This window comes from Variovorax sp. RO1, assembly GCF_002849325.1.
GTDB lineage: Bacteria > Pseudomonadota > Gammaproteobacteria > Burkholderiales > Burkholderiaceae_C > Variovorax.
On record NZ_PKMT01000002.1, the window covers coordinates 1,179,148 to 1,201,112 of the forward strand.

Sequence of the window (21,965 nt, forward strand, 5' to 3'; positions counted from 1 at the left end):
GGCTCATGCGTCATGACCGGCCTCCTTTTGTTGTTGTGCCTCGATCGCCTGCACCACGCGTTCCATCTTCATGAAGCGCGAACCCTTGACCAGCACGCTGCCCAGCTGCGGCAGGCGGGCGAGCACGGCCGCGCGGAGCGTGTCGAAATCGTCGAAATGACGGCCACCGGCATCGCCAGCGTCATCGTTGTTGTTGAAAGCCGTGGCCGCGTGCACGGTCTCGCCGCCGAGCGTGTAGACGGCGTCGAGCCCGCGCTGCCGCGCCCAGGCGCCGACTTCGGCGTGGAACGCGGGTGCGCGGTCGCCGACCTCGCCCATTTCGCCGAGCACCAGCAGGCGTGGCGCGGGCAGGCCGGTGAGCACGTCGATGGCGGCAATCACGGAATCGGGGTTGGCGTTGTAGCTGTCGTCGACCAGCGTGAGCGCGTGCCCATCGGGCAGCACGATCTCGACGGCCCGGGAGCGGCCCTTGACCGGCTCGAAGGCCGACAGGCCCGCGGCGATGGTGTCGAGCGACACGCCGGCGGCCAGCGCGCAGGCGGTGGCGGCGAGCGCGTTGCCCACGTTGTGACGGCCCGCGATGTGCAGGCGCGCGTCGAAGGCGCCCAGCGGCGTGCGCACGCGCACGGTCCAGGCGCCCTGCTGCCATTCGGCGCTGTCGAGCGAGATGTCGGCGTCGGCGTGCTCACCGAAGGTCAGGCAACGGCGCGAGCCGTTCTGGCGCGCCATGTCGGTCCACAGCGAGGTGAAGGTGTCGCCGTAGGGGAACACGGCCGTGCCGTCGTCGGGCAGCGCCGCGAACACGGCGGCGTTCTCGATGGCGACCGCCTCGACGCTGGCCATGAACTCCTGGTGCTCGCGCTGCGCGTTGTTGACCAGGGCGATGGTCGGGCGCGACATGGTGGCCAGCCGCGCGATCTCGCCCGGATGGTTCATGCCCAGTTCGAGCACCGCCAGCTGGTGCTGCGCGCGCAGGCGCATCAGCGTGAGCGGCACGCCGATCTCGTTGTTGAAGTTGCCGGCCGTGGCCAGCGCGCGGTCGGCGCGGAAGGCGGCGAGCACGGACGCGATCATCTGCGTGACCGTGGTCTTGCCGTTGCTGCCGGTGACGGCGATCAACGGCAGGCTGAACTGCGCGCGCCAGCCGGCGCCCAGTGCACCGAGTGCAACGAGCGAATCGGGCACTTCCAGGCCGGCAAGGCCCGCGGCTTCGAGGCCGCCGTGCGCAATGGCGGCCACGGCGCCCTGCTTCTTCGCATCGGCCAGGAAGTCGTTGGCGTCGAAGCGTTCGCCCTTGAGCGCGACGAACAGGTCGCCGGCGGCCAGGGTGCGGGTGTCGGTGTGGACGCGCGCGATCACGGTGGCGGGGTCGCCCACGAGGCGCGCACCCGGCACCCATTGCTGCGCCTGCGCCAGCGTGAGGTTGAGCGGCGTGGAGAGCGGCGTGGCCATGGCGGTCATGCGGCACCCCGCTTCGCGAGCGCGTCGAGCGCGTGGGTCTTGTCGGAGAACGGCAGGCGCTGGCCGGCGATCTCCTGCCACTCTTCGTGGCCCTTGCCGGCGATCAGCACCACGTCTTGCGGGGCCGCCTGCGCGATGGTTTCGGCGATGGCACGCGCACGATCGACCTGCACGCGGGCCGCCTCGACGCGCGTGAAGCCGCGCAATGCCTGGCTGATGATGGCGTCGGGGTTCTCGTTGCGCGGGTTGTCGCTGGTGAGCACGACGTGGTCGGCCTGGCGTTCGGCGACGGCCGCCATCAGCGGGCGCTTGATCGGGTCGCGGTTGCCGCCGCAGCCGAACACGCACCAGAGCGCGCCGCCGCGCTGCTTGGCGAGCGGGCGCAGGCCGGCGAGTGCCTTGTCGAGCGCGTCGGGCGTGTGGGCGTAGTCGACCACGGCCAACGGCGCACCGTCGGTCGGCTGCACGCGGTCCATGCGGCCCGGCACGCTGCTGAGATTGGCGCAGGCGGCCACGGCCTGCGCGAGCGTGAGGCCCAGCGCGCGCAGGGTGCCGAGCACGCCGAGCAGGTTGGCGACGTTGTACTGGCCGATGAGCCCGGTGGCCAGCCGCTCGGCAGGCGCCGTGCTGCCGTGCTCGGCCACGGTGAACTGCAGGCCCTGGGCGTCGTAGCCGATGTCGCGCGCCATGAGCCTTGCGGGCTTGCCAGCGGCCGAGACGGTCCAGACGTCGAGCGCGCCGATGCCGGCATCGAGCAGGTTGGCGCACAGGCTGGCGCCGTGCATGTCGTCGATGTTGATCACCGCGGCGCGCAGGCCGGGCCAGCGGAACAGCTCGGCCTTGGCCTGCCAGTAGGCGTCCATGCTGCCGTGGTAGTCGAGGTGGTCCTGCGTGAAGTTGGTGAACACGGCGACCGCGATGCGGCAGCCGTCGAGGCGGCGCTCGGCGATGCCGATCGACGAGGCCTCGATGGCGCAGGCGCCGAAGCCGTCGGTGACGAAGTCGCGCAACGCGCGCTGCAGCATCACGGGGTCGGGCGTGGTCAGGCCGGTGTAGGTGAGCGCTGGCGGCACGCCGATGCCCAACGTGCCGACCACGGCGCAGGGCGACGGGGCGCCGCGCTCGGTGGTGCCGTCGGGGCGCATGGCGCGCACGCCGCCGGCCGCGCGCAGCGTGGACAGCGATTCGGCCAGCCACCACGCGGTGGAGGTCTTGCCGTTGGTGCCGGTCACGGCCAGCAGGTCGAGCTGCGCCGAGGGGTTGTCGTAGAAGGCGGCGGCGATCGGGCCGGTGGCGGCCTTGAGGCCGGGGTAGCTCACGATGCGCTCGTCGCCGTCGAAGCCGAAGGCGTCCACGCCCTCGTGCTCGACGAGGCAGGCCACGGCGCCTTGCGCCAGCGCGGCCGCCACGTGCTGGCGGCCGTCGGTCGCGGCGCCGGGCCAGGCGATGAAGGCATCGCCCGGGCCGACCGCGCGGCTGTCGGCGAGCAACGCGCCCTGCACGCGCTCTTTCAGCCAGAACGCGGCGGTGGTGGGGGAAGTGAGTGTCAGCATGTCAGAAGCTCTCGGGGACGTCTTGCGTCTGCACGAGGGGTTTGACCGCCAGATCGGGCGGGACGTTCATCATGCGCAGCGTCTGCTGCACGACTTCGCTGAACACGGGCGCCGCGGCGAGGCCGCCGTAGTACTGGCCGTCGCTGGGCTCGTCGATCATCACCGCGACGATGATGCGCGGCTTCTCGATGGGCGCCATGCCGGTGAACCAGGCGCGGTACTTGTTGCTGGCGTAGCCCTTGCCGACCTGCTTGTGGGCCGTGCCCGACTTGCCGCCGACCGAGTAGCCGACCGTCTGCGCGCGCGTGCCGGTGCCGCCCGGGCCGGCGGCCATCTGCAGCATCTTGCGCACCGCGAGCGCGTTGGACGGCGAGAACACGCGCACGCCGACCGGCGGCTCGGTGTTCTTCAAAATGGTGACCGGAATGATCGAGCCGTCGTGCGCGAACGAGGTGTACGAATGCGCCATCTGGAACAGCGACGCCGACAGGCCGTAGCCGTAGGCCATGGTGGCCTGCTCGACCGGCTTCCAGGTCTTCCACGGGCGCAGCCGGCCCGTCACGGCGCCGGGAAACTGGATCTGCGGCTTCTGGCCGTAGCCGAGCGCGGTGTAGGTGTCCCACATCTCGTGGGGCGTCATCTTCTGGGCGATCTTGAGCGCACCCACGTTGCTCGATTTCTGGATCACGCCCTCGACCGTCAGCGCCCCGTAGTTGTGGGTGTCGCTGATGGTGAAGCCGCCCAGCTGGTAGCGGCCCGGCGCGGTATCGATGATGGTCGAGGGCTTCACGCGGCCGGCCTCCAGCGCCATCGCCACGGTGATGGGCTTCATGGTCGAGCCGGGCTCGAAGGTGTCGGTGAGCGCGCGGTTGCGCAGCTGCTCGCCGGTGAGGTTCTGGCGCTTGTCGGGCACGTAGCTCGGGTAGTTGGCCAGCGCCAGCACCTCGCCGGTGGTGCTGTCGAGCACCACCACGCTGCCGGCCTTGGCCTTGCGCGCCGTGACGGCGTCGCGCAGCTTCTGGTAGGCGAAGAACTGCACCTTGCTGTCGACGCTGAGCTGGATGTCGCGGCCCTCGACCGGCGGCACCTGCTCGCCCACGCCCTCGACCACGCGGCCCAGCCGGTCCTTGATGACGCGGCGCGAACCGGCCTTGCCGGCCAGTTCCTTGTTGAACGCCAGCTCGATGCCTTCCTGGCCGTTGTCTTCCACGTTGGTGAAACCCACCACGTGCGCCGCCGCCTCGCCCTCGGGGTACTGGCGCTTGTATTCCTTGCGCTGGTAGATGCCCTTGAGGTTGAGCGCGGCGATCTGCTTGGCGATGGGCTCGTCGACCTGGCGCTTGATCCAGACGAAGGTCTTGTCTTCGTCTTCGAGCTTCTTGTCGAAGTCTTTCTGCGGCATGCCGAGCAGCTTGGCCACCTGTTTGAGCTTGGCGCGCACCTCGGGGTCGTCGCGCTCCACGTCTTCGGGAATGGCCCAGATGCTGGGCGCCACCACGCTGGAGGCCAGGATGAGCCCGTTGCGATCGAGGATGCGGCCGCGGTTGGCCGGCAGCTCGAGCGTGCGCGCAAAGCGCACTTCGCCCTGGCGCTGGAAGAAGCTGTTGTTGAAGACCTGCACGTACGCGGCACGGCCCGCCAGCATGACGAAGCCGAAGGCGATGCCGGCGACGATGAACTTGCTGCGCCACACCGGCGTCTTGCTCGCGAGCAAGGGGCTGGTGGTGTAGCGCACGCTGCGGTTGCCGCGGCTCATCGGGCGGGCCTCGCGGTGGCGGCGCCGGGCTTGGGCGGCGTGGTGGGCGGCAGCGGTGCGATGGCCGGAATCACCGAGCCGTCGGGCCGCACATACTGCGTGATGGCCGGCGAGGCCGTGCGCATCTGCAGCTGTTCCTTGGCCAGCTTCTCCACGCGCAGCGGCGTGGCCTGTGCGCGCTTTTCCACCTGCAGGCGGTCGTGCTCGGTTTCGAGCTTGCGCGCCTCCTGCTGGGCGCGGTCGAACTCGGTGTAGAGCTGGCGCGACTGGTACTGGGTGTGCACAAGGTACAAAGCCGTCGCAATGACGGCCAGCAGAAGGAGCAGGTTGATCCGCGCCATGGCTACCCGGCTTCCGTGCGTTCAGCCACCCGAAGGATGGCGCTGCGCGAGCGCGGGTTGCCGCGCACTTCTTCTTCGGACGGCTTGATGCGCTCGAGCGCATGCAGCTTCATCACCTTGGGCGCAGCGAAGGGCGCACGGCGGTCGTAGACCTCCTTCGAGTGCTTGGCGATGAACTGCTTGACGATGCGGTCTTCGAGCGAATGGAAGCTGATCACCGCGAGCCGGCCGCCGGGCGCGAGCACCGACAGGCTGGCTTCTAGCGCTTGTTGCAGCTCCTCAAGCTCGGCGTTGATGAAAATCCGAAAAGCCTGAAATGTGCGCGTTGCAGGGTTCTGGCCCTGCTCGCGGGTTTTGACCGTGCCAGCCACGAGCTCGGCCAGTTCGGTGGTGGTTGAAATTGCGCCCCGTTCTTGTCTGCGAGCAACAATCGCCTTTGCAATCTGAACAGCAAACCGTTCTTCGCCATAGTCACGGATCACCTCTGCAATTTGTTGAAGTTCGGCCGTTGCCAGCCACTCGGCCACGCTCTCGCCGCGCGTGGTGTCCATGCGCATGTCGAGCGGACCGTCGAAACGAAAACTGAAGCCGCGCACCGGGTTGTCGATTTGCGGCGAACTCACGCCCAGGTCCATCAGCAGGCCGTTGACGCTGGCGTCGGGCAACTCGCCCAGCGAACGGAATCCCTGGTGGCGGATAGAAAAACGCGCATCCGAGATGCGCGCTGCTTCGGCCACTGCTTCTGCATCCTTGTCGAATGCGATGAGCCTGCCTTCCGGCGCCAGCCGCGCGAGGATGGCGCGCGCGTGCCCTCCGCGGCCGAAGGTGGCGTCCACGTACATGCCCGTGGCTGCCGCGCTGCCGGAAAGAAGTGCTTCCACCGCCTCGTTCAACAAGACGGTCGTATGGGTCAGGGGGGTGTTCACGGGGCTCCTCAGAACGCGAAGTCCTGAAACACATCCGGCATCTCGCCCTGGGTGGCCTCGGCCTCCTTGGCCTCGTAGGTGGCCTTGTCCCAGAGTTCGAAGTGGTTGCCCATGCCCAGCAACAGCGTCTCGCGGTTGATGCCGGTGGCGGCGCGCAGCTCGGGCGACACCAGCACGCGGCCGGTGCCGTCCATCTCGACGTCCATCGCGTTACCGAGGAAGACGCGCTTCCACCACTGCGCCGACATCGGCAGCGCAGCAATGCGTTCGCGGAATTTTTCCCATTCGGGACGGGGGAACACCATCAGGCATCCGTGCGGATGCTTGGTGATCGTGAGCTGGCCGCCCGCCGTGGCGCTCAGGACGTCGCGATGCCGGGTCGGCACGGAGAGCCGCCCCTTGGCATCCAGACTGAGCGATGAAGCGCCTTGAAACACGACCACGAAACCCCTGTGGTGGGAGGTGCCGCGACACCCGAAAGGGGCGTTGCCCGCACTTTTTCCCACTTAACTGCACTTTTTTCCACTGTAGCAGGAAACACTTGCGACGCAACTGGGGCTCTGGGGTATTTTTTGTAATGGAATCAACGACTTAGCGCCGATTTCCAAACCTGGAAATCGGCGAATTGTGTTGAAAATGAAGTACTTAGCTCACGCAGTGAAAGTGATGCGTGAAGGACGACCCCGTTACAGGGGCCGAGGGAGGCGGCTTCAGAGGATGAAGCGCGAAAGGTCTTCGTCGTGACTTAGTGCCGCAAGGCGCTCGTCGACGTAAGCGGCATCGATGCGGACCGTCTGGCCCTCGATGCGGGTGGCGTCGAAGCTTACCTCATCGAGCAGGCGCTCCATGACGGTCGAGAGGCGGCGTGCGCCGATGTTCTCGGTGCGCTCGTTCACCTCGAAAGCGATGGCCGCCAGCCGCGTGATGCCGTCGGGCGTGAAGTCGAGCGTCACGCCTTCGGTGGCCAGCAGCGCCTGGTACTGCTTCACGAGCGACGCGCGGGTCTGCGTGAGGATGCTCTCGAAGTCCGACACCGAGAGCGATTGCAGCTCGACACGGATCGGAAAGCGCCCCTGCAGCTCGGGGATCAGGTCGCTCGGCTTGCTCAGGTGGAAGGCGCCGCTTGCGATGAACAGCATGTGGTCGGTGCGCACCACGCCGTACTTGGTCGACACTGCCGTGCCTTCCACGAGCGGCAGCAGGTCGCGCTGCACACCCTGGCGCGAGACGTCGGAGCCCTGCGCTTCGCTGCGCGTGGCGACCTTGTCGATCTCGTCGATGAAGACGATGCCGTTCTGCTCGGCGTTGGCGATCGCCTGCGTGCGGATCTCGTCCTCGTTGACCAGTTTGGCGGCTTCTTCGTCGATCAGCAGGCGCATCGCCTCGGCGATCTTGAGCTTGCGCGTCTTGCGCTTGCCGCCGCCGATCTGGCCGAACATGCCGCGCAGTTGCTCGGTCATTTCCTCCATGCCGGCGGGGCCCATGATCTCGAGCGGTGCGCGGGTCTCAGCGAGGTCGAGCTCGATCTCCTTGTCGTCGAGCTGGTGCTCGCGCAGCTTCTTGCGGAAGGCCTGGCGCGTCGGGTTGGGGCTGTCGAGTGCGGGCGCAGCGCCATCGGCACCGCGTGCCGGCGGCAGCAACGCGTCGAGGATGCGCTCTTCGGCCGCGTCTTCGGCGCGCGCGCGCACCTTCACGCTTTCGGATTCGCGCGTCTGCTTGACGGCGATTTCGGCGAGGTCGCGAATGATCGAATCGACGTCCTTGCCCACGTAGCCCACCTCGGTGAACTTGGTGGCCTCGACCTTGATGAACGGCGCATCGGCCAGGCGGGCCAGGCGGCGCGCGATTTCGGTCTTGCCGACGCCCGTCGGGCCGATCATGAGGATGTTCTTGGGCGTGATCTCGTGGCGCAGCGTGTCGTCGACCTTCTGGCGGCGCCACCGGTTGCGCAGCGCAATGGCCACGGCGCGCTTGGCGGCGGGCTGGCCGACGATGTGGTTGTCGAGCTCGGAGACGATTTCCTGGGGGGTCATGGACATGGTCAGAGCGCTTCCACCGTGTGGTTCATGTTCGTGTAAATGCAGATTTCTCCGGCGATCGCCAGCGATTTGCGCACGATCTGCTCGGCCGAGAGGTCGGTGTTGTCGATCAGCGCCTTGGCCGCCGACTGGGCGTACGCGCCGCCCGAACCGATGGCGATCACGCCGTCTTCAGGCTCCAACACGTCGCCATTGCCGGTGATGATGAGCGAGGTCGTGGCGTCGGCCACAGCCAGCATGGCTTCGAGCTTGCGCAGCACGCGGTCGGTGCGCCAATCTTTGGTGAGCTCGACCGCCGCGCGGGTCAGGTGGCCCTGGTGCTTTTCGAGCTTGGCCTCGAAACGCTCGAAGAGCGTGAAGGCATCGGCGGTGGCGCCGGCGAAACCCGCCAGGACCTTGCCGTGATAGAGCCGCCGCACCTTGCGCGCCGTGCCCTTGATGACGATGTTGCCGAGAGTGACCTGCCCGTCCCCGCCAATGGCGACCTGATCGCCTTGGGGGGTCTTGCGGCGCACGCTCACGATGGTGGTGCCGTGAAACTGTTCCATCGCAGCCATCTGGGGATGGGCCCAGGCAATGCAACCCCTGCGGTCGGACAAGCTGATGGCGGAAAAAACGCGGCGCAGAGGCCGCGAACACCCCTGTGCCGGGGTCAGTTCTTGCGGACGGCGACCGTGGCGTGGTCGGTGATGCCGATGAGCCCGAAGAGCGCGGCAATCAGCCGGTGCGCATCGACGAACTGCACCCGTTCGCCGTTCGCATCGCGCTCGCGGACCCAGCTCAACAGCGTGCCGGCCGCCGCCAGGTCCATGCGCAGCAGGGCCGCGCACGAGATGACCGGCGCCGTCGTGTGGCGCAGGTCGTGGTCCAGGCGCTGCCAGCACGACAGTGAATCGCCGCGCAGGTCGCCCGCCAGCGCGGCAAAGCCGCTGTCGGTGGACGGGAAGCTCTCGGAATCGCCCCCGACCGACAGCAGCGACCAGACCGAACTCGGCCGGCTCGGCGGCGGCGCGGCCAGCGAGGTGCACTCGCCCTTCGGGTCTTGCCAGGACGGCGGCGACACCTCGTAGGTGATGCAGTAATTGAGCGCCACCAGCTCGAAGTCGTCGGGCATGTGCAGCATGCGCAGCGTCGCGAGGCGCAACTGCCACCAGGCGTCGTCGGGATGGCGTTCGTTGTTGGGCGTGGCCGCGGCCAGCACGGCCAGAAGCTGCGAGACGCCGAAGAAGCGCAGTTGCACCGGCGAATCGGACCAGTGCGTGAACAGGATGCGCAGCGGCGCGACGGCCGGCGGATCGATCTCGGTGAGCGCGCGCCAGTCGAGCGTCCAGACCATGCCGGCCTGCGAGAGCGCGCGCGTGAGCGCCATGAGCCCTTCGCGCGTCAGGTGTGCGGGGCTGGCCCAGTCGGCGGCACCGGTCGTGTCGGAGGCCGCCTCGGCGTCCTCGCTGGCGGTGACGGCCTTCACGCTGCGCGCGAGCTCGTCGAGCGAGACCCAGTCGGGTCCCATGCGCTTCATGCGCTGCGCATAGCGCATGCGGGCAGCTGCGAACTTGGCGGCGTCGCCGATGGCGCGGTACAGGTCGAACAGCGCGCGCCAGCGGGCGTCGTCGCGCTCCACCGTGGCGGCTGCGGCGCCGTCGTCGGCGGAGGGCAGCGGCTCGGCGGCCAGCGCCTGCAGCAGGATCGCCTCGGCGCCGGTGTCGTCGCCGTGCGCGAAGCGGATCACCGCTTCTTCGAGTGCGCCGTCATGCGCGAGCCGGGACGGCTGGGGCGCGGGGACGGCGGCTGCGGCAGCAACCTCTGGCGCAGCGGCCACGGGTGCGGAAACGGCCGGGGCGCCTGGCTCGGCCGGCAACTGGTCGCCGCCGCTGTCGACCGGCGGCAGCGTTTCAGCGCCCGCATCGGGCGGCGGATTGACCAGCGTCTCGCCGTTCGGCCCGCGGCCCTTCCACCACTGCTGCGACATCTGCTCTTCGATCTCGTCGATCTTCTTGAGCGTGAGCGCGCGGCCTTCGGGCTTTTCGGAGGTGCTGTTGAGGTTGAACGACGACGGCGTGACCGTCGCTTCAAAAGCGTGGGCTGCCGCCTCGCGTTGGCGCAGCTTGCGCAGCATGTCGAACTCGCGGCGGCGCACGAAGTCGTTGCGCTGGCGCCGTTCGATCATTTCCTTCAGCATCTCGCGGCTGTAGGTCTGCTCGGGCAGCGACGAGTCGGAGGACGGGGCGTCCAGCTCCGACCAGTCTTTCAGGGGATTTCGAACGAACTTGGCCACCTTCGAAAAAAGGCGGCCTGACTCTTCCTTTGCCATTCAGAGAAGGTTATCGAAAGCGCGAATTTCTCTCTACCTTGCTGCGGCTCAATCCCCGAACATTTTCTGCTTCAGCTCGCGGCGCTGCTGCGCTTCGAGCGAGAGCGTGGCGGTCGGGCGGGCCAGCAGGCGGCCGACACCGATGGGCTCGCCGGTCTCGTCGCAGTAGCCGTAGTCGCCGGCGTCGATGCGCTGGATCGACTGCTCGATCTTCTTGAGCAGCTTGCGTTCGCGGTCGCGCGTGCGCAGCTCGAGCGCGTGCTCTTCCTCGATGGTGGCGCGGTCGGCCGGGTCGGGCACGACCACGGTGTCTTCGCGCAGGTGCTCGGTGGTTTCACCGGCGTTCTCGAGGATGCCGCGCTTGAGTTCGACGAGCTTCAGGCGGAAGAACGCCATCTGCTTGTCGTTCATGTACTCGTCGTCGGGCATCGCGATGACCTCGGCGTCGCTCAGCTCGGCGGGCGTCTTGGTCTTCCAGTTGTTGAGCAGCTTCGGGTCTTTCTTGACGGCCAGCGGCGGCGGCGGCACCAGCGCGGTGGAAGGCGCCTGCGAGAAGCTGGACTTGGCGGCGGTCGAGGCCACGGATTGCGGCATCGAGGGCACGGTGAGTTGCGACAGCCGGGACACGCGGCCACCACGCGCGGCGGGAGCGGGCGTAGCGGGGATCGAGGGTGTCGCCGGGGCGGAAGAAGAGGCGGCAGCCGTTTTTTTCATGGGGGTCGGGGGAGCAGAAAGGGTGGCCGCAGAACGGCCGACCGGTTGGGATGACGTAGGCGCCGTGCCCGCGGACTTGGTTGCGGGCTTGGCGGACTTCTTGGCAGCCGCGGTCCCGGTCTTGGCCGGGGTTGCCGCAGGCTTTTTGAGAGCGCTTTTCTCTTTCGCGGCAGGGGCGGCAGCAGCGGTGGCGGAAACCTTCTTCGCCGCGGGTACAGCCTTTACAGCCGGCGCCTTCTTTGCGGCGGGCTTGGTGGCTGGCGTGGCCTTGACGGCGGGTTTCTTCACGGTGACTGGCTCCTTGTACGAACTGGAACGCGCTTTCACTGGGTGTCTCCTCCCAAGGGAGTCGTTGCGGGTGTCAGGCCGCGCGGGCTCCACGTGTCGGGGGGCGTCCGCAGGTGGGCGAACCCCGGGGTTATACCCCCGAAAGCCCGCCAAAAACCCTTGGCGCCCCGTGCCGTAAGTCATATCTCGCCCCTGTGGACGAAGCATGGCTCCCGGAACAGGCGCGCGATTGTATAGAGAACTCGAAACGCAGCGCCATCGGGTACCGCACTGCCCTGCTCCGGTAGCATCGCGCGGCGCCGCCACAGGGGGTGGCGCAGGCACGCCGCGCGCCGCGGGAGGCAGCGCGACGGCCGTTCAAACAACCGATCGGAAAGCAATCTTGAACAAGAAAACAGCATTGGGAGTCCTGGCCGCGGCCATCGTCGTTGCCTATGGCGGCAGCACCTGGTGGGCCGGCACGCAAATCAAATCGAGCTACGACGTCGCCCTCGGCGAACTGCCGAAGCAGACCGCGCTGGTGCGCGTGATCGAGCGCAGCTACGAGCGCAACTTCTTCGGCGCCGTGAGCACCGTGACGCTCGAACTGGGCTGCCCGGCCGAGGCCGAAGCCGCCACCGCCCCTGCCGCATCGGCACCCGCCGCCGCGCCGGCCGCGGACACGACCGACGTCGCGCAGGCCACGACCGAAGGCGACGAAGAAGAACCCACCGAAGACGACAGCGACGCCAAGGCCACGCCGCCCAAGCCCGTGCGCATCACCTTCCGCGACACCATCCACCACGGCCCGTTCGCCGGCGGCACGCTGGCCGCGGCCGTCATCGACAGCGAACTCGTGCTCGACGCCAAGGCGCAGGCCGAGGCCGAAAAGCTGTTCGGCAAGGCCAAGCCGGTGACCGCGCACACCAAGGTCGGCTTCGGCGGCGGCTTCACCAGCGACCTCACGGTCGCGCCCGCGAAGCTGGTCGAAGAAGGCAAGGGCGAGTTCGCCTGGCAAGGCGCGCAGGCCCGCCTGGACATGGACGCGGCCCGCACCCGCCTGCGCTACGACATGACCATGCCGGGCATGGACATCAGCACCGCCTCCAAGGGCGTGCAGGTGAAGGTGGGCAAGTTCACCGCCAAGGCCGACATGGACGGCAGCGCCGGCTGGCTCCTGGCCACCGGCAAGTCCGAAGGCCGCCTCGACAGCTTCGAGCTGAACGCGCCCAAGGGCCTGATCCCCGGCGGCGAGGGCGCCGCCCCCGCCAAGTCGATCAAGGTGCTGCTGCAGAACGTCGACCTGATTGCCGAAGCCACCATCAAGGACGGCCTGTACGCCTCCGAAGGCGCCTTCAAGGGCAAGGGCAAGGTCAACGAGACCGCCATCGACAAGTTCGAGATCGCCAGCAGCGCACGCCGCATCCAGGCGGCCGGCTACAAGAAGCTGGCCGACGCCTGGCTGCAGTCGACCGACGGTGCCGGTTGCGGCCAGCGCAGCAAGGGCCAGAAGGACGCGATGCAGGCGCTGATCAAGCAGCTCGCACCCGACCTCAAGGCCATGGCCAAGCACAGCCCCGAAGCCGGCCTCGACCGCATGCTGATCGAGATCGGCGGCCAGAGCGCCGAGATCAGCTACTCGGTGGCCCTCGCCGGCGTGACCGACGAAGACCTGAAGCTGCCCGGCAACACGCTGCTGCTCCAGCGCGGCGTGCTCAAGGCCAACGCGCGCGTGCCCGTGAAGTGGATCGAGAAGCTGGCCGAAACCGGCGCCGAGAGCGGCCAGACGCCGCCGCCTGAAATGGTCGCGGGCCTGATCGAACAGGCCGAGCAGAGCGGCTACGTGAAGCGCGCGGGCGACGACGTGGTGAGCCAGGTCGAATTCAGCGAGGGCCAACTCAAGCTCATCGGCAAGCCGGTGGGGAATTTCGGCAAGTAACCAATTCCTGCCCCATGAAAAACGGCGCTGACCTCGCGGTCAGCGCCGTTTTTTTATTCCTCTCAGGCGAGCGTGCTCAGACCAGGCACTGCTCCAGCCCCTGCTCCAGGATTTCGCGTGGCAGTTCGATGCCGATGAACACCATGCGGCTCTGGCGCGCTTCGTCCTTGCCCCACTCCGGGCCCAGGTCGCTGCCCATGAGCTGGTGCACGCCCTGGAAGATCACCTTGCGCTCGGTGCCCTTCATGTTCAGCACGCCCTTGTAGCGCAGCATGCGCGGGCCGTAGATGTTCACGATGGCGCCCAAAAAGTCTTCGAGCTTGGCCGGGTCGAAAGGCCGGTCGGCCTTGTAGACGAAGCTCTTCACGTCGTCATCGGTGTGGTGATGGTGGCCGTGGCCCTCGTGCTTGTGCGAGGGGTGGTCGCACGCCTCGCCATGCGCGTGGTCATGGTCGTGGTGGTCGTGCGCCTCTTCTTCCTTCAGGAAGTCCGGGTCGATGTCCAGCTTGGCGTTCAGGTTGAAGCCGCGCAGATCGAAAATGTCCTTCAGCGGCACGTCGCCGAAGTGCGCCTTCTGCTGCGGCGCGCGCGGGTTCATGTGCTTCAGGCGGTGGATGAGCGCATCGGTCTCTTCGGCCGACACCAGCTCGCTCTTGCTGATGAAGATCTGGTCGGCAAAGCCCACCTGGCGGCGTGCTTCCTGGCGGTCGTTCAGTTGCTGCGGCGCGTGCTTGGCATCGACCAGCGTCAGGATCGAGTCGAGCAGGTAGCTCTCGGCGATCTCGTCGTCCATGAAGAAGGTCTGCGCCACCGGGCCGGGGTCGGCCAGGCCGGTGGTCTCGATCACCACGCGGTCGAAGTCGAGCAGGCCCTGGCGCTTCTTGGCGGCCAGCAGCTGCAGCGCCTCGCGCAGGTCTTCGCGGATGGTGCAGCAGACGCAGCCGTTGCTCATCTGGATGATCTGCTCCTTCGACTCGGTCACGAGGATGTCGCTGTCGATGTTCTCTTCACCGAACTCGTTCTCGATGACCGCGATCTTCTGGCCGTGGGCCTCGGTCAGGATGCGCTTGAGCAGCGTGGTTTTGCCCGAGCCGAGAAAGCCGGTCAGGATGGTCGCGGGGATGAGGGCCATGGAAAAGTGCTCCGAAAGCGGAAAACAGAAAAAGGCGGGGGATTGGCGGGCAGTTTAGCCAATGCCACTGAGTTGCGTTGCCGATGGGGTCAAGCCCCCGTTCACAACGGCTTTCTGACCACCACCAGCCCCTTCAGGTACTCCCCTTCCGGGAATTCGATGGTCATCGGGTGGTCGGGCGAGGCGCCCAGGCGTTCGGCGATGTAACCGTCCACGCCGGCGTCGAGCCCGGCCGAGGCCACGATCTTGTGGAACAGGTCGGCGCTGATGCCGCCCGAGCACGAAAACGTGAGCAGCACGCCGCCCGGCTCCAGCAGCTTGAGCGCGAGGCGGTTGATGTCCTTGTAGGCGCGCGCGGCGCGCTCGGCATGCAGCACCGTCGGCGCGAACTTCGGCGGGTCGAGCACGATGGCGTCGAAGGTGCGGCCCTGGTCGATGAACTCGCGCAGCACCGTGTTCACGTTGGCATCGAGAAACTCCGTGGCAATGCCCTGCCCTTCGAAGCCGTTCAGCGCCAGGTGCGCGCGGGCCCGGTCGAGCGCGGGCTTGGACGAATCGACCGACACCAGCGAGGCGCCCTCGAGCGCCCCGGCTGCCTTCAGGCCCGCAAGCGCCGCCACGGTGAAGCCACCCGTGTAGCAAAAACAGTTGAGCACGCGCCGAAAGCGCCGGTGCTGCGCCAGTTCGGCAAAGCGCTGGCGGCTGTCGCGCTGGTCGAGGTAGAAGCCGGTCTTGTGGCCCGTGGCGATGTCGAGCGACAGCTGCCAGCCGTGCTCGCGGATGGTGATCTGGGTCTCGCCCTCGCCGCGCAGCCAGCCCGTGACGGGCTTCAGGCCTTCGCGCTCACGGCCGCTGGCGTCGGAGCGTTCATACAGCTTGGTCAGGCCCGTGGCCTCGAGCAGCGCATCGGCCAGCACGTCTTTCCAGCGCTCCACGCCGGCCGACAAAAACTGCGCCACCAGCGTGTCGCCGTAGCGATCGACGATCAGCCCCGGCAGGCCGTCGGCCTCGCCGTGCACCAGCCGCATGCCGTCGCTCTGCAGGTCGAACAGGCCGCGCGCATGCACCGCGCGCGCGCAGACCGTGGAAAAAAAAGCAGCGTCGATGCGCTGCTTCTCATCAAAGCTCCAGGCCCGTGCCCGGATCTTGGACGTGGGGCCGAAGGCCGCCCACGCGAGGAAGTTGCCGTCGTGCGACTCCACCCGCACTGTTTCCCCCGAGTCCGCGCCGCCGCGCGCAATGGCGGATTCGAAGACCCAGGGATGGCGGCGTTGGAGCGAGCGCTCCTTGCCCGGCTTGAGGCGAAGGGTTTTCATGGCAGAACGGAGGAATGAATGAAAGAAGAAATAAAAAATGAAAACAAACGATGCAGGCGACGGGCGGTGGCTACTTGCCGTCCTTGTCCGGCCGGGCCTTGGCGCGCGGATGCGCCGCGTCGTAGACCTTGGCCAGGTGCTGGAAATCCAGCCGCGTGTAGACCTGCGTGGTCGCGATGTTGGCATGGCCCAGCAGCTCCTGCACCGCGCGCAGGTCGCTGCTCGACTGCAGCACGTGGCTCGCGAACGAGTGGCGCAGCATGTGCGGATGCACCGGCGCGGCCAGGCCCGCCTTCAGGCTGCGCTCGCGCAGCAGCTTCCACACGGCCTGCGACGACATGCGCGCCCCGCGCGCACTCACGAACAGCGCCGGCTCCTGGCGCTCACCGCGCACCGCGAGCCAGTCGCGCAGCGCCTCGGCCGCCTTGCTGCCCACGGGCACGCTGCGCCGCTTGCTGCCCTTGCCGAGCACGTGGGCTTCCATCGCATCGAGATCGACCCAGCCGCGCGCCGTGCCGCTGGCCTGTGCGTCGAGCCCCGTGAGCTCGCTCACGCGCAGGCCGCAGCCATAGAGCACTTCGACGATGGCGCCGTCGCGCGCTTCGGTCCAGGGGTCGGCCTCGGGGTCGTACAGCTCGGCCAGTCGCACCGCGTCGTCCACGCCCAGCGCCTTCGGCAGCGGCCGGCCCGCCTTGGGCGCGTGCACGTCCTGCACCGGGTTGAAGCCGATCAGCCCTTCATGGCCGAGCCAGCGGTAGAAGCTGCGCCAGCACGACAGCACCAGCGCAATGCCGCGCGGCTCGCGCCCGGCGCTGTGCAGCTGCGCCATCCAGCGGCGGATGTGGGCCGTCTGCACGCGGTCCAGCGGCAGGTTGGCCTCGGCCGCGTGGTCGGTCAGCGCGCGCAGGTGGAACGCATACAGCTCGACCGTGCGCGGCGCGAGCCGACGCTCCACGCGCACGTGTTCGAGGTATTTGTCGATCCATTCCATGGTGTGGTCGTGCTCTGTGCGGCGCCCGAGCCGGTTAGCTGGAACTAGAACAGATAACCGAGCGATGCATTGTTCACGATGGCCGCGGGCTCACGCAATGCGCCCTTGAACAGCATGCCCCAGCGGCGCCAGCACGAGGTGGGCGCGGCGGCGTACTGCACGTCGAAGGCCTGGTCGAAACCGCTGGCACGCACCAGGCGCTCGATGCGCCACAGGTGGTAGGGCTCCGACACGATGATCACGCTGCGCACGCCGTTGGCTTCGAGCACCGTGCGCGACAGCGACAGGTTGGCGCGCGTGGACGACGACACCGACTCCAGCACCATCGGCCCCGTGTAGCCCTCGGCCGTGGCGTGGTCGCGCATGACCTCGGCTTCGATGCGGCCGTCTTCGACATCGACGCCGCCCGAGAACACCAGCGTCTGCACGTGACCGGCGCGCGCCAGCACGATGCCCTGGTCGACCCGGCCCGTGAGGCAGGGGTTCGGCTTGCCGTCGAGGTACGCGCGGTTGCCCAGCACCAGCGCCACGTCGGCCGCGCGCGGCAGGGGCCCAGCCAATGCGGCCTCGGCGCGCTCCCAGATCACGCCCGCGATGGCGACATAGGTCAGCACGCCGGCCAGCAAGACCATGCACAGGCCGGCCAGCCAGGGCCGGCGGCGCCACCCGCGTCGCGCGAGGCGGCCGCTGGAACGGCTCAAGGGCGCAGTCGCGACAGCGCGCCCGACGACAGCTCGGCGATGCGCTCGAGAAAGTCCGTGCCCATTTCGGCGTTGAAGCGCTGCGCGTCCGGCGAGGCCAGCACCAGCAGGCCGAAGGCCGGCGATTCGGCGTCGGCGCGCAGCGGAATCAGCGCGATCGACGCGGCGCCTTGCGGCTCGGGCAGCCAGTTGGCCGCCTCGAAGCCCGAGTTGAGCCCGCAGTACGGCGAAGTGAGCGAGGTGGCCAGCGCCTTCACGTCGTCGCTCACCCACTGGGCATAGGCTTCGTTCAGGTACTCGGTGCCGCAGTCCCACACCTTGATGGCCGTTTGCGGCACCAGGAACAGCGACTGCAGGTCGACCGCGATGCGGTACGGCAGGCTGCGCGGGTCGCGCGTGGTCAGCAGGCCCTTGGTCCAGCGCTGCAGGCGGTCGGCGATGACCACGTTTTCAGTGCCGTGGCGCACCATGTCCATCAGGCGGTGCTCCAGTGCCTTGATCTTTTCGCGCAGCATCTCGGCCTGGCGCTCCTGCAGGCTCACGGCGCGGTTGCCGTGCGGGCTGGTGAGCTGCACCTGCGCCAGCAGCTGGGCGTGGCGCTCGAAGAAGTCGGGCGTGTTCGACAGGTAGTTCGCGATGTCGTCTTCGGTGATCGGGTTCATGGCGTTGTTGTCGTGGGTGAATTGGGTCATGGCTGTTCCGAAATGTCGGGCACGTCGATCTCGCCCTCGAACACCGTCGTGGCCGGTCCTGTCATGAGCACCGGCCGGCCGTCGCCCTGCCACTCGATCGTGAGAATGCCGCCGTGCGTCTGCACGTCGACGCGGGAATCCAGCAGCCCCAGGCGAATGCCCGCCACCACCGCCGCGCAGGCGCCCGTGCCGCAGGCCAGCGTTTCGCCGGCACCGCGCTCGAACACCCGCAGCTTGATATTCGACCGGTCGACCACCTGCATGAAGCCCGCGTTCACGCGCTGCGGAAAGCGCGGGTGGTGCTCGATCTGCGGGCCCTGCTCGGCCACCGGCGCGGTGTCGACGTTGTCGACCACCTGCACCGCGTGCGGGTTGCCCATCGACAGCACCGCTACCGAAACGATAGCGGTGCCGGCTCGGGTGCCCAAGGCGAGGTGCCACTTCTGCCACGCGCCTTCGTGCTGCGGGTCGAGCCCGGCCGTGTCGAAGGGCACGCGCGCCGGCTCGAAGACCGGGGCGCCCATGTCGACCGTCACGCGGCCGTCGTCGCCCATGCGCGGTTCGATCACGCCGGCCAGCGTCTGCACGCGCACGTCTTTCTTGTCGGTCAGGCCGTGCTCGCTCACGAAGCGCATGAAACAGCGCGCCCCGTTGCCGCACTGCTCCACCTCGCCGCCGTCGGCGTTGTGGATCACGTACTGGAAGTCGATGCCTGCAGCGGGCGACGGGCGCACCGTGAGGATCTGGTCGGCGCCGACGCCGAAATGGCGGTCGGCCAGGAAGCGGTACTGCGCGGCGCTGAGGCCCAGCGTGCCGCGCGTTTCGTCGAGCACGACGAAATCGTTGCCGGCTCCCTGCATCTTGGTAAAGCGGATTCGCATCGCCGGATTATCGCCACCGGCGCCGCCCTTCGCGCCGAAAGGGCCGCAGGGCGCGGCCCTTTCAGCGCGTGTTTGCCTCCTCGGCCTCAGCCCTGGATGAACGCCAGCAGGTCGGCGTTCACCTGCGCCGCGTGCGTGGTGCAGGTGGCGTGCGGCGCGCCGGCGTACAGCTTGAGCTGGCTGCCCCGGATCATTTCGGCCGCCAGCTTGCCCGTGGCCTCGAAGGGCACGACCTGGTCGTCGTCGCCGTGGATCACCAGCGTGGGCACGTCGATCTTCGCCATGTCGGGGCGGAAGTCGGTCTCGGAGAACGCCGTCACGCAGTCGATGGTGGCCTTGATCGAGGCCTGCAGCGCGATCTGCAGCGTCTGCTTGAACACGCCCTGCGACACCTTCGCGCCCGGGCGGTTGGTGCCGTAGAACAGCGTGCTGAAGTCGTCGATGAACTGCGGCCGGTCGGCGGCCAGCCCGGCGCGGATGCCCGCGAACAGCGAGGCCTCGGGGCCCACGGGATGGTCGGGCGTTTTCATGAACAGCGGCGTCACCGCGCTGATGAGCGCGAGCTTGGCCACGCGGGCGCTGCCCTTGCGCGCGATGTAGCGCGTGACGTCGCCGCCGCCCATCGAGAAGCCCGCCAGGATCACGTCCTTCAGGTCGAGCGTCTCGATGAGTTCGGCGATGTCGTCGGCGAAGGTGTCGTAGTCGTAGCCGGTCCAGGGCTGGCTCGACCGGCCGAAACCGCGGCGGTCGAACGCAATGACGCGGTAGCCGCGCTCGGCAAAGAACAGCATCTGGGCGTCCCACATGTCGGCGCTCAGCGGCCAGCCGTGGCTGAAAAGAATGGGCTGGCCGCTGCCCCAGTCCTTGTAGTAGAGCTCGGTGCCGTCGCGAAGGGTCAGTGTGGTCATGGTTTTTCCTTGAGGTTGACGAGAGGGTGAAGGGAAAGAGAAAGCAGAATCCGCGCCGCTCAGAGCGCCAGGAAGTGATGCACTTCGGGCTTGCCCGGGCCGATGTGAAAGCGCAGCGCCTCGGCCTGCAGGTCGGCATCGGCGTGCGACACGCGGTGGTGCTGGCGCAGATGCTCGGCCCACGATTCCACGAGGAACCACTCCATCACGCGCTCGGCGTCGGTCGTGTGTTCGTGCACGCCCCAGGCGTAGGCGCCGTCGCGGCGGCGCTCGAGCGACAGCCGCTTCATCGCATCGAGGAACGCCGGACGGTCTTCCTTGCGGATGCGGTACTCGACCTGGATCATCACGGGCCCGCGGTCGTGCGCCACGGGCTCGGCCAGCAGCGGTTCGGGCCAGTGGTTCGAGGCCTGCAGGTCGGCCTCGCCGGCGGGCAACCGCACGCGATGGAACACCAGCCCCATCACCACCAGCCCCACCGCGCCCGCCACCAGCGTGGCCGGCACGCCGATCTGCTGTGCGACCAGGCCCCAGCCCAGGCTGCCGGCGGCCATGGCGCCGTTGAACACCGTGAGGTACACGGCCAGCCCGCGCCCGCGCACCCAGTTCGGCAGGATCGACTGCGCCACCCCGTTGAGCGTGGTCAGCGCAATGATCCAGCCCAGGCCGAGCACGCCCAGCATCGGCACCGCCAGCCATTGCGGCGGCGCAAACACCAAGCCGCCCATCACCGCGGCCGTGAGCAGCGAGGCCAGCAGCAGCATGCCGTCGGCATCGAGCCGCGCACGCAGCCGCGGCATCACCAGCGCACCGCCGATGGCGCCCGCGCCCACCGCGCCGAGCAGGATGCCGTAGAAGCTCGCGGTGCCGCCCAGCATCTGGCGCGCCACCAGCGGCAGCAGCGCCCACACCGAGCTCGCGAACAAGAAGAACACCGCCGCGCGCAGCAGCACCACGTGCAGCTCCTTGCTGGCCCGCGTGTAGCGGATGCCCGCGCGGAAGGCGCCGAAGAAGTTCTCGGACAGCCCGCTGTCCACCGCCGCCGGGCGCTTCCACCACAGGAGCGCCGCGATCACGAACACGTAGCTCAGCACATCGAGCCCGTAGGTGGCCGCCGCGCCGAAGCTCGCGAGGATCAGCCCGCCCGCCGCCGGCCCGATGGAGCGCGCGATGTTGATGCCCAGCGAGTTGAGCGCCACCGCGCCCTTCAGCTCGCTGCGCGGCACCAGCTCCGGCACGATCGACTGCCAGGTCGGCCCCATGAGCGCCGCGCCGATGCCGCCCACGAAGGTCAGCGCCACCAGGTATTCGACCGTGAGCGCGCCCGTGTGCGACAGCACCAGCAGCGTGCCGCTCACCGCGGCCAGCAGCACCTGCACGAAGATCAGGAAGCGCCGGCGGTCGAGGATGTCCGAGAGCACGCCCGCCGGAATCGCCAGCAGGAAGATCGGCAGCGTCGCCGCCGTCTGGATCAGCGCCACCGCCGTCGGGCTGGCCGACAGGTCGGTCACCAGCCACGAGCTGGCCACGTCGCGCATGAAGCTGCCGATGTTGCCCAGCACCGTGGCGGCCCACAGCACCGCGAAGACCGGCTGGCGCAGCGGCGCAAAAGCGCCGGCAGACTTTTGAGGCTCAGTCATCGTGGCGCTCCTTGAGATCGAGCCAGGCGACGAGCACGAAGCCGCCGACCAGGCCCAGGTGTTCGAAGAAGGAGTTGGCGGCCATGAAGCGCTCGGGCCCCATCGGCATTTCCCAGAACCGCAGCGCGACAAAGGTCGCCATCAGCGTGAAGCCGCCGAGCGCGAGCGCCCCGAGCCAGCGCCAGAAGCCGATGAGGACGAGCGCCGCGGCGCCCAGCTCCAGCACGATCACCGCCACGGCCAGCGGGCCGGCCGGCGACAGGCCGAAGTGGTTCATCTCCGCGAGGGCGGCGTTGAAGTCCATCGCCTTGTTCAGGCCGCCCTGCAGGTAGGCCGCGCACAGCAGCAGCAAGGCGATCCAGCGCACAGCAGGCGACAGGGTCCAGTGCATCGCTTT

At 68.3% G+C, this 21,965-nt stretch carries 20 protein-coding genes; 1 reads left to right on the forward strand and 19 read right to left on the reverse strand.

The genetic code is table 11. From position 1 onward, the window contains the following. Nucleotides 1-3: 3 nt before the first annotated feature. The 10 genes from CY658_RS16565 to dksA form a co-directional block, all read right to left on the reverse strand. Nucleotides 4-1,452, reverse strand: a complete 1,449-nt coding sequence (locus CY658_RS16565) for a UDP-N-acetylmuramoyl-tripeptide--D-alanyl-D-alanine ligase (protein ID WP_101491322.1) — start codon at nt 1,450-1,452, stop codon at nt 4-6. A 5-nt stretch (nt 1,453-1,457) separates the two neighbouring features. After that, nucleotides 1,458-3,014 (reverse strand): UDP-N-acetylmuramoyl-L-alanyl-D-glutamate--2,6-diaminopimelate ligase, encoded by a 1,557-nt coding sequence (locus tag CY658_RS16570; RefSeq protein ID WP_101491204.1) that lies wholly within the window; start codon nt 3,012-3,014, stop codon nt 1,458-1,460. Between the two features lies 1 nt (nt 3,015). Next, nucleotides 3,016-4,770 (reverse strand): peptidoglycan D,D-transpeptidase FtsI family protein, encoded by a 1,755-nt coding sequence (locus CY658_RS16575; protein ID WP_101491205.1) that lies wholly within the window; start codon nt 4,768-4,770, stop codon nt 3,016-3,018. After that, nucleotides 4,767-5,111 carry a cell division protein FtsL gene (gene ftsL / locus CY658_RS16580; protein ID WP_101491206.1) on the reverse strand — a complete coding sequence of 115 codons (345 nt, stop codon included), beginning with the start codon at nt 5,109-5,111 and terminating at the stop codon, nt 4,767-4,769. The genes CY658_RS16575 and ftsL overlap by 4 nt, the downstream gene beginning before the upstream one ends. Before the next feature lie 2 nt (nt 5,112-5,113). Continuing rightward, nucleotides 5,114-6,037 (reverse strand): 16S rRNA (cytosine(1402)-N(4))-methyltransferase RsmH, encoded by a 924-nt coding sequence (gene rsmH, locus CY658_RS16585; protein ID WP_101491207.1) that lies wholly within the window; start codon nt 6,035-6,037, stop codon nt 5,114-5,116. 8 nt (nt 6,038-6,045) lie between these two features. Beyond that, nucleotides 6,046-6,474: a division/cell wall cluster transcriptional repressor MraZ gene (gene mraZ / locus CY658_RS16590; RefSeq protein ID WP_056576192.1), complete on the reverse strand. Its 429-nt coding sequence runs from the start codon at nt 6,472-6,474 to the stop codon at nt 6,046-6,048. 273 nt (nt 6,475-6,747) lie between these two features. Next, the gene (gene hslU / locus CY658_RS16595; protein WP_101491208.1) at nt 6,748-8,076 is read right to left on the reverse strand and encodes an ATP-dependent protease ATPase subunit HslU; all 1,329 of its coding nucleotides are present in this window, start codon (nt 8,074-8,076) and stop codon (nt 6,748-6,750) included. A gap of 2 nt (nt 8,077-8,078) precedes the next feature. Then, entirely contained in the window at nt 8,079-8,624 is a 546-nt protein-coding gene (hslV, locus tag CY658_RS16600) for an ATP-dependent protease subunit HslV (RefSeq protein WP_042578379.1), read from the reverse strand. Nucleotides 8,625-8,728: 104 nt separating this feature from the next. Further along, nucleotides 8,729-10,387 (reverse strand): STAS domain-containing protein, encoded by a 1,659-nt coding sequence (locus tag CY658_RS16605; RefSeq protein ID WP_101491209.1) that lies wholly within the window; start codon nt 10,385-10,387, stop codon nt 8,729-8,731. A gap of 48 nt (nt 10,388-10,435) precedes the next feature. Next, the gene (dksA, locus tag CY658_RS16610; protein ID WP_101491210.1) at nt 10,436-11,101 is read right to left on the reverse strand and encodes an RNA polymerase-binding protein DksA; all 666 of its coding nucleotides are present in this window, start codon (nt 11,099-11,101) and stop codon (nt 10,436-10,438) included. A gap of 670 nt (nt 11,102-11,771) precedes the next feature. Between dksA and CY658_RS16620 the strand changes: the two genes are divergently transcribed. Continuing rightward, complete coding sequence (locus CY658_RS16620; protein ID WP_257884892.1) at nt 11,772-13,307, forward strand: YdgA family protein; 1,536 nt, start codon at nt 11,772-11,774, stop codon at nt 13,305-13,307. A 76-nt stretch (nt 13,308-13,383) separates the two neighbouring features. On the opposite strand, the gene CY658_RS16625 is transcribed toward CY658_RS16620, so the two are convergent. The 9 genes from CY658_RS16625 to CY658_RS16665 all read right to left on the reverse strand — a co-directional run bounded on the left by CY658_RS16625 (nt 13,384) and on the right by CY658_RS16665 (nt 21,959). Continuing rightward, on the reverse strand, nt 13,384-14,439 hold the full coding sequence (locus CY658_RS16625) for a CobW family GTP-binding protein (protein WP_099795064.1): 1,056 nt from the start codon (nt 14,437-14,439) through the stop codon (nt 13,384-13,386). A gap of 101 nt (nt 14,440-14,540) precedes the next feature. Then, on the reverse strand, nt 14,541-15,755 hold the full coding sequence (locus tag CY658_RS16630; RefSeq protein WP_101491212.1) for a class I SAM-dependent rRNA methyltransferase: 1,215 nt from the start codon (nt 15,753-15,755) through the stop codon (nt 14,541-14,543). A gap of 70 nt (nt 15,756-15,825) precedes the next feature. Then, the gene (locus tag CY658_RS16635) at nt 15,826-16,746 is read right to left on the reverse strand and encodes a tyrosine recombinase XerC (RefSeq protein ID WP_101491213.1); all 921 of its coding nucleotides are present in this window, start codon (nt 16,744-16,746) and stop codon (nt 15,826-15,828) included. Nucleotides 16,747-16,790: 44 nt separating this feature from the next. After that, nucleotides 16,791-17,447, reverse strand: a complete 657-nt coding sequence (locus CY658_RS16640; protein WP_257884893.1) for a YdcF family protein — start codon at nt 17,445-17,447, stop codon at nt 16,791-16,793. Further along, nucleotides 17,444-18,139, reverse strand: a complete 696-nt coding sequence (locus CY658_RS16645) for a DUF484 family protein (protein ID WP_101491215.1) — start codon at nt 18,137-18,139, stop codon at nt 17,444-17,446. The genes CY658_RS16640 and CY658_RS16645 overlap by 4 nt, the downstream gene beginning before the upstream one ends. Further along, nucleotides 18,136-19,020, reverse strand: a complete 885-nt coding sequence (gene dapF / locus CY658_RS16650; RefSeq protein WP_101491216.1) for a diaminopimelate epimerase — start codon at nt 19,018-19,020, stop codon at nt 18,136-18,138. The genes CY658_RS16645 and dapF overlap by 4 nt, the downstream gene beginning before the upstream one ends. An 86-nt stretch (nt 19,021-19,106) precedes the next feature. Beyond that, nucleotides 19,107-19,928, reverse strand: coding sequence for an alpha/beta fold hydrolase (locus CY658_RS16655; RefSeq protein WP_101491217.1), 822 nt, complete (start codon nt 19,926-19,928; stop codon nt 19,107-19,109). A gap of 59 nt (nt 19,929-19,987) precedes the next feature. After that, nucleotides 19,988-21,568: an MFS transporter gene (locus CY658_RS16660; protein WP_101491218.1), complete on the reverse strand. Its 1,581-nt coding sequence runs from the start codon at nt 21,566-21,568 to the stop codon at nt 19,988-19,990. Next, nucleotides 21,561-21,959 carry a DoxX family protein gene (locus tag CY658_RS16665; RefSeq protein ID WP_101491323.1) on the reverse strand — a complete coding sequence of 133 codons (399 nt, stop codon included), beginning with the start codon at nt 21,957-21,959 and terminating at the stop codon, nt 21,561-21,563. The genes CY658_RS16660 and CY658_RS16665 overlap by 8 nt, the downstream gene beginning before the upstream one ends. Nucleotides 21,960-21,965: the final 6 nt, after the last annotated feature.

Coding starts and splice junctions, on each gene's coding strand:
- CY658_RS16635 (WP_101491213.1), bottom strand. CDS start 16,746: ATGGAATGGATCGACAAATACCTCGAACACGTGCGCGTGGAGCGTCGG.
- ftsL (WP_101491206.1), bottom strand. CDS start 5,111: ATGGCGCGGATCAACCTGCTCCTTCTGCTGGCCGTCATTGCGACGGCT.
- dapF (WP_101491216.1), bottom strand. CDS start 19,020: ATGCGAATCCGCTTTACCAAGATGCAGGGAGCCGGCAACGATTTCGTC.
- CY658_RS16655 (WP_101491217.1), bottom strand. CDS start 19,928: ATGACCACACTGACCCTTCGCGACGGCACCGAGCTCTACTACAAGGAC.
- CY658_RS16575 (WP_101491205.1), bottom strand. CDS start 4,770: ATGAGCCGCGGCAACCGCAGCGTGCGCTACACCACCAGCCCCTTGCTC.
- dksA (WP_101491210.1), bottom strand. CDS start 11,101: ATGAAAAAAACGGCTGCCGCCTCTTCTTCCGCCCCGGCGACACCCTCG.
- hslU (WP_101491208.1), bottom strand. CDS start 8,076: ATGTCCATGACCCCCCAGGAAATCGTCTCCGAGCTCGACAACCACATC.
- CY658_RS16605 (WP_101491209.1), bottom strand. CDS start 10,387: ATGGCAAAGGAAGAGTCAGGCCGCCTTTTTTCGAAGGTGGCCAAGTTC.
- CY658_RS16665 (WP_101491323.1), bottom strand. CDS start 21,959: ATGCACTGGACCCTGTCGCCTGCTGTGCGCTGGATCGCCTTGCTGCTG.
- CY658_RS16630 (WP_101491212.1), bottom strand. CDS start 15,755: ATGAAAACCCTTCGCCTCAAGCCGGGCAAGGAGCGCTCGCTCCAACGC.
- CY658_RS16565 (WP_101491322.1), bottom strand. CDS start 1,452: ATGGCCACGCCGCTCTCCACGCCGCTCAACCTCACGCTGGCGCAGGCG.
- CY658_RS16660 (WP_101491218.1), bottom strand. CDS start 21,568: ATGACTGAGCCTCAAAAGTCTGCCGGCGCTTTTGCGCCGCTGCGCCAG.
- CY658_RS16625 (WP_099795064.1), bottom strand. CDS start 14,439: ATGGCCCTCATCCCCGCGACCATCCTGACCGGCTTTCTCGGCTCGGGC.
- hslV (WP_042578379.1), bottom strand. CDS start 8,624: ATGGAACAGTTTCACGGCACCACCATCGTGAGCGTGCGCCGCAAGACC.
- CY658_RS16570 (WP_101491204.1), bottom strand. CDS start 3,014: ATGCTGACACTCACTTCCCCCACCACCGCCGCGTTCTGGCTGAAAGAG.
- CY658_RS16645 (WP_101491215.1), bottom strand. CDS start 18,139: ATGACCCAATTCACCCACGACAACAACGCCATGAACCCGATCACCGAA.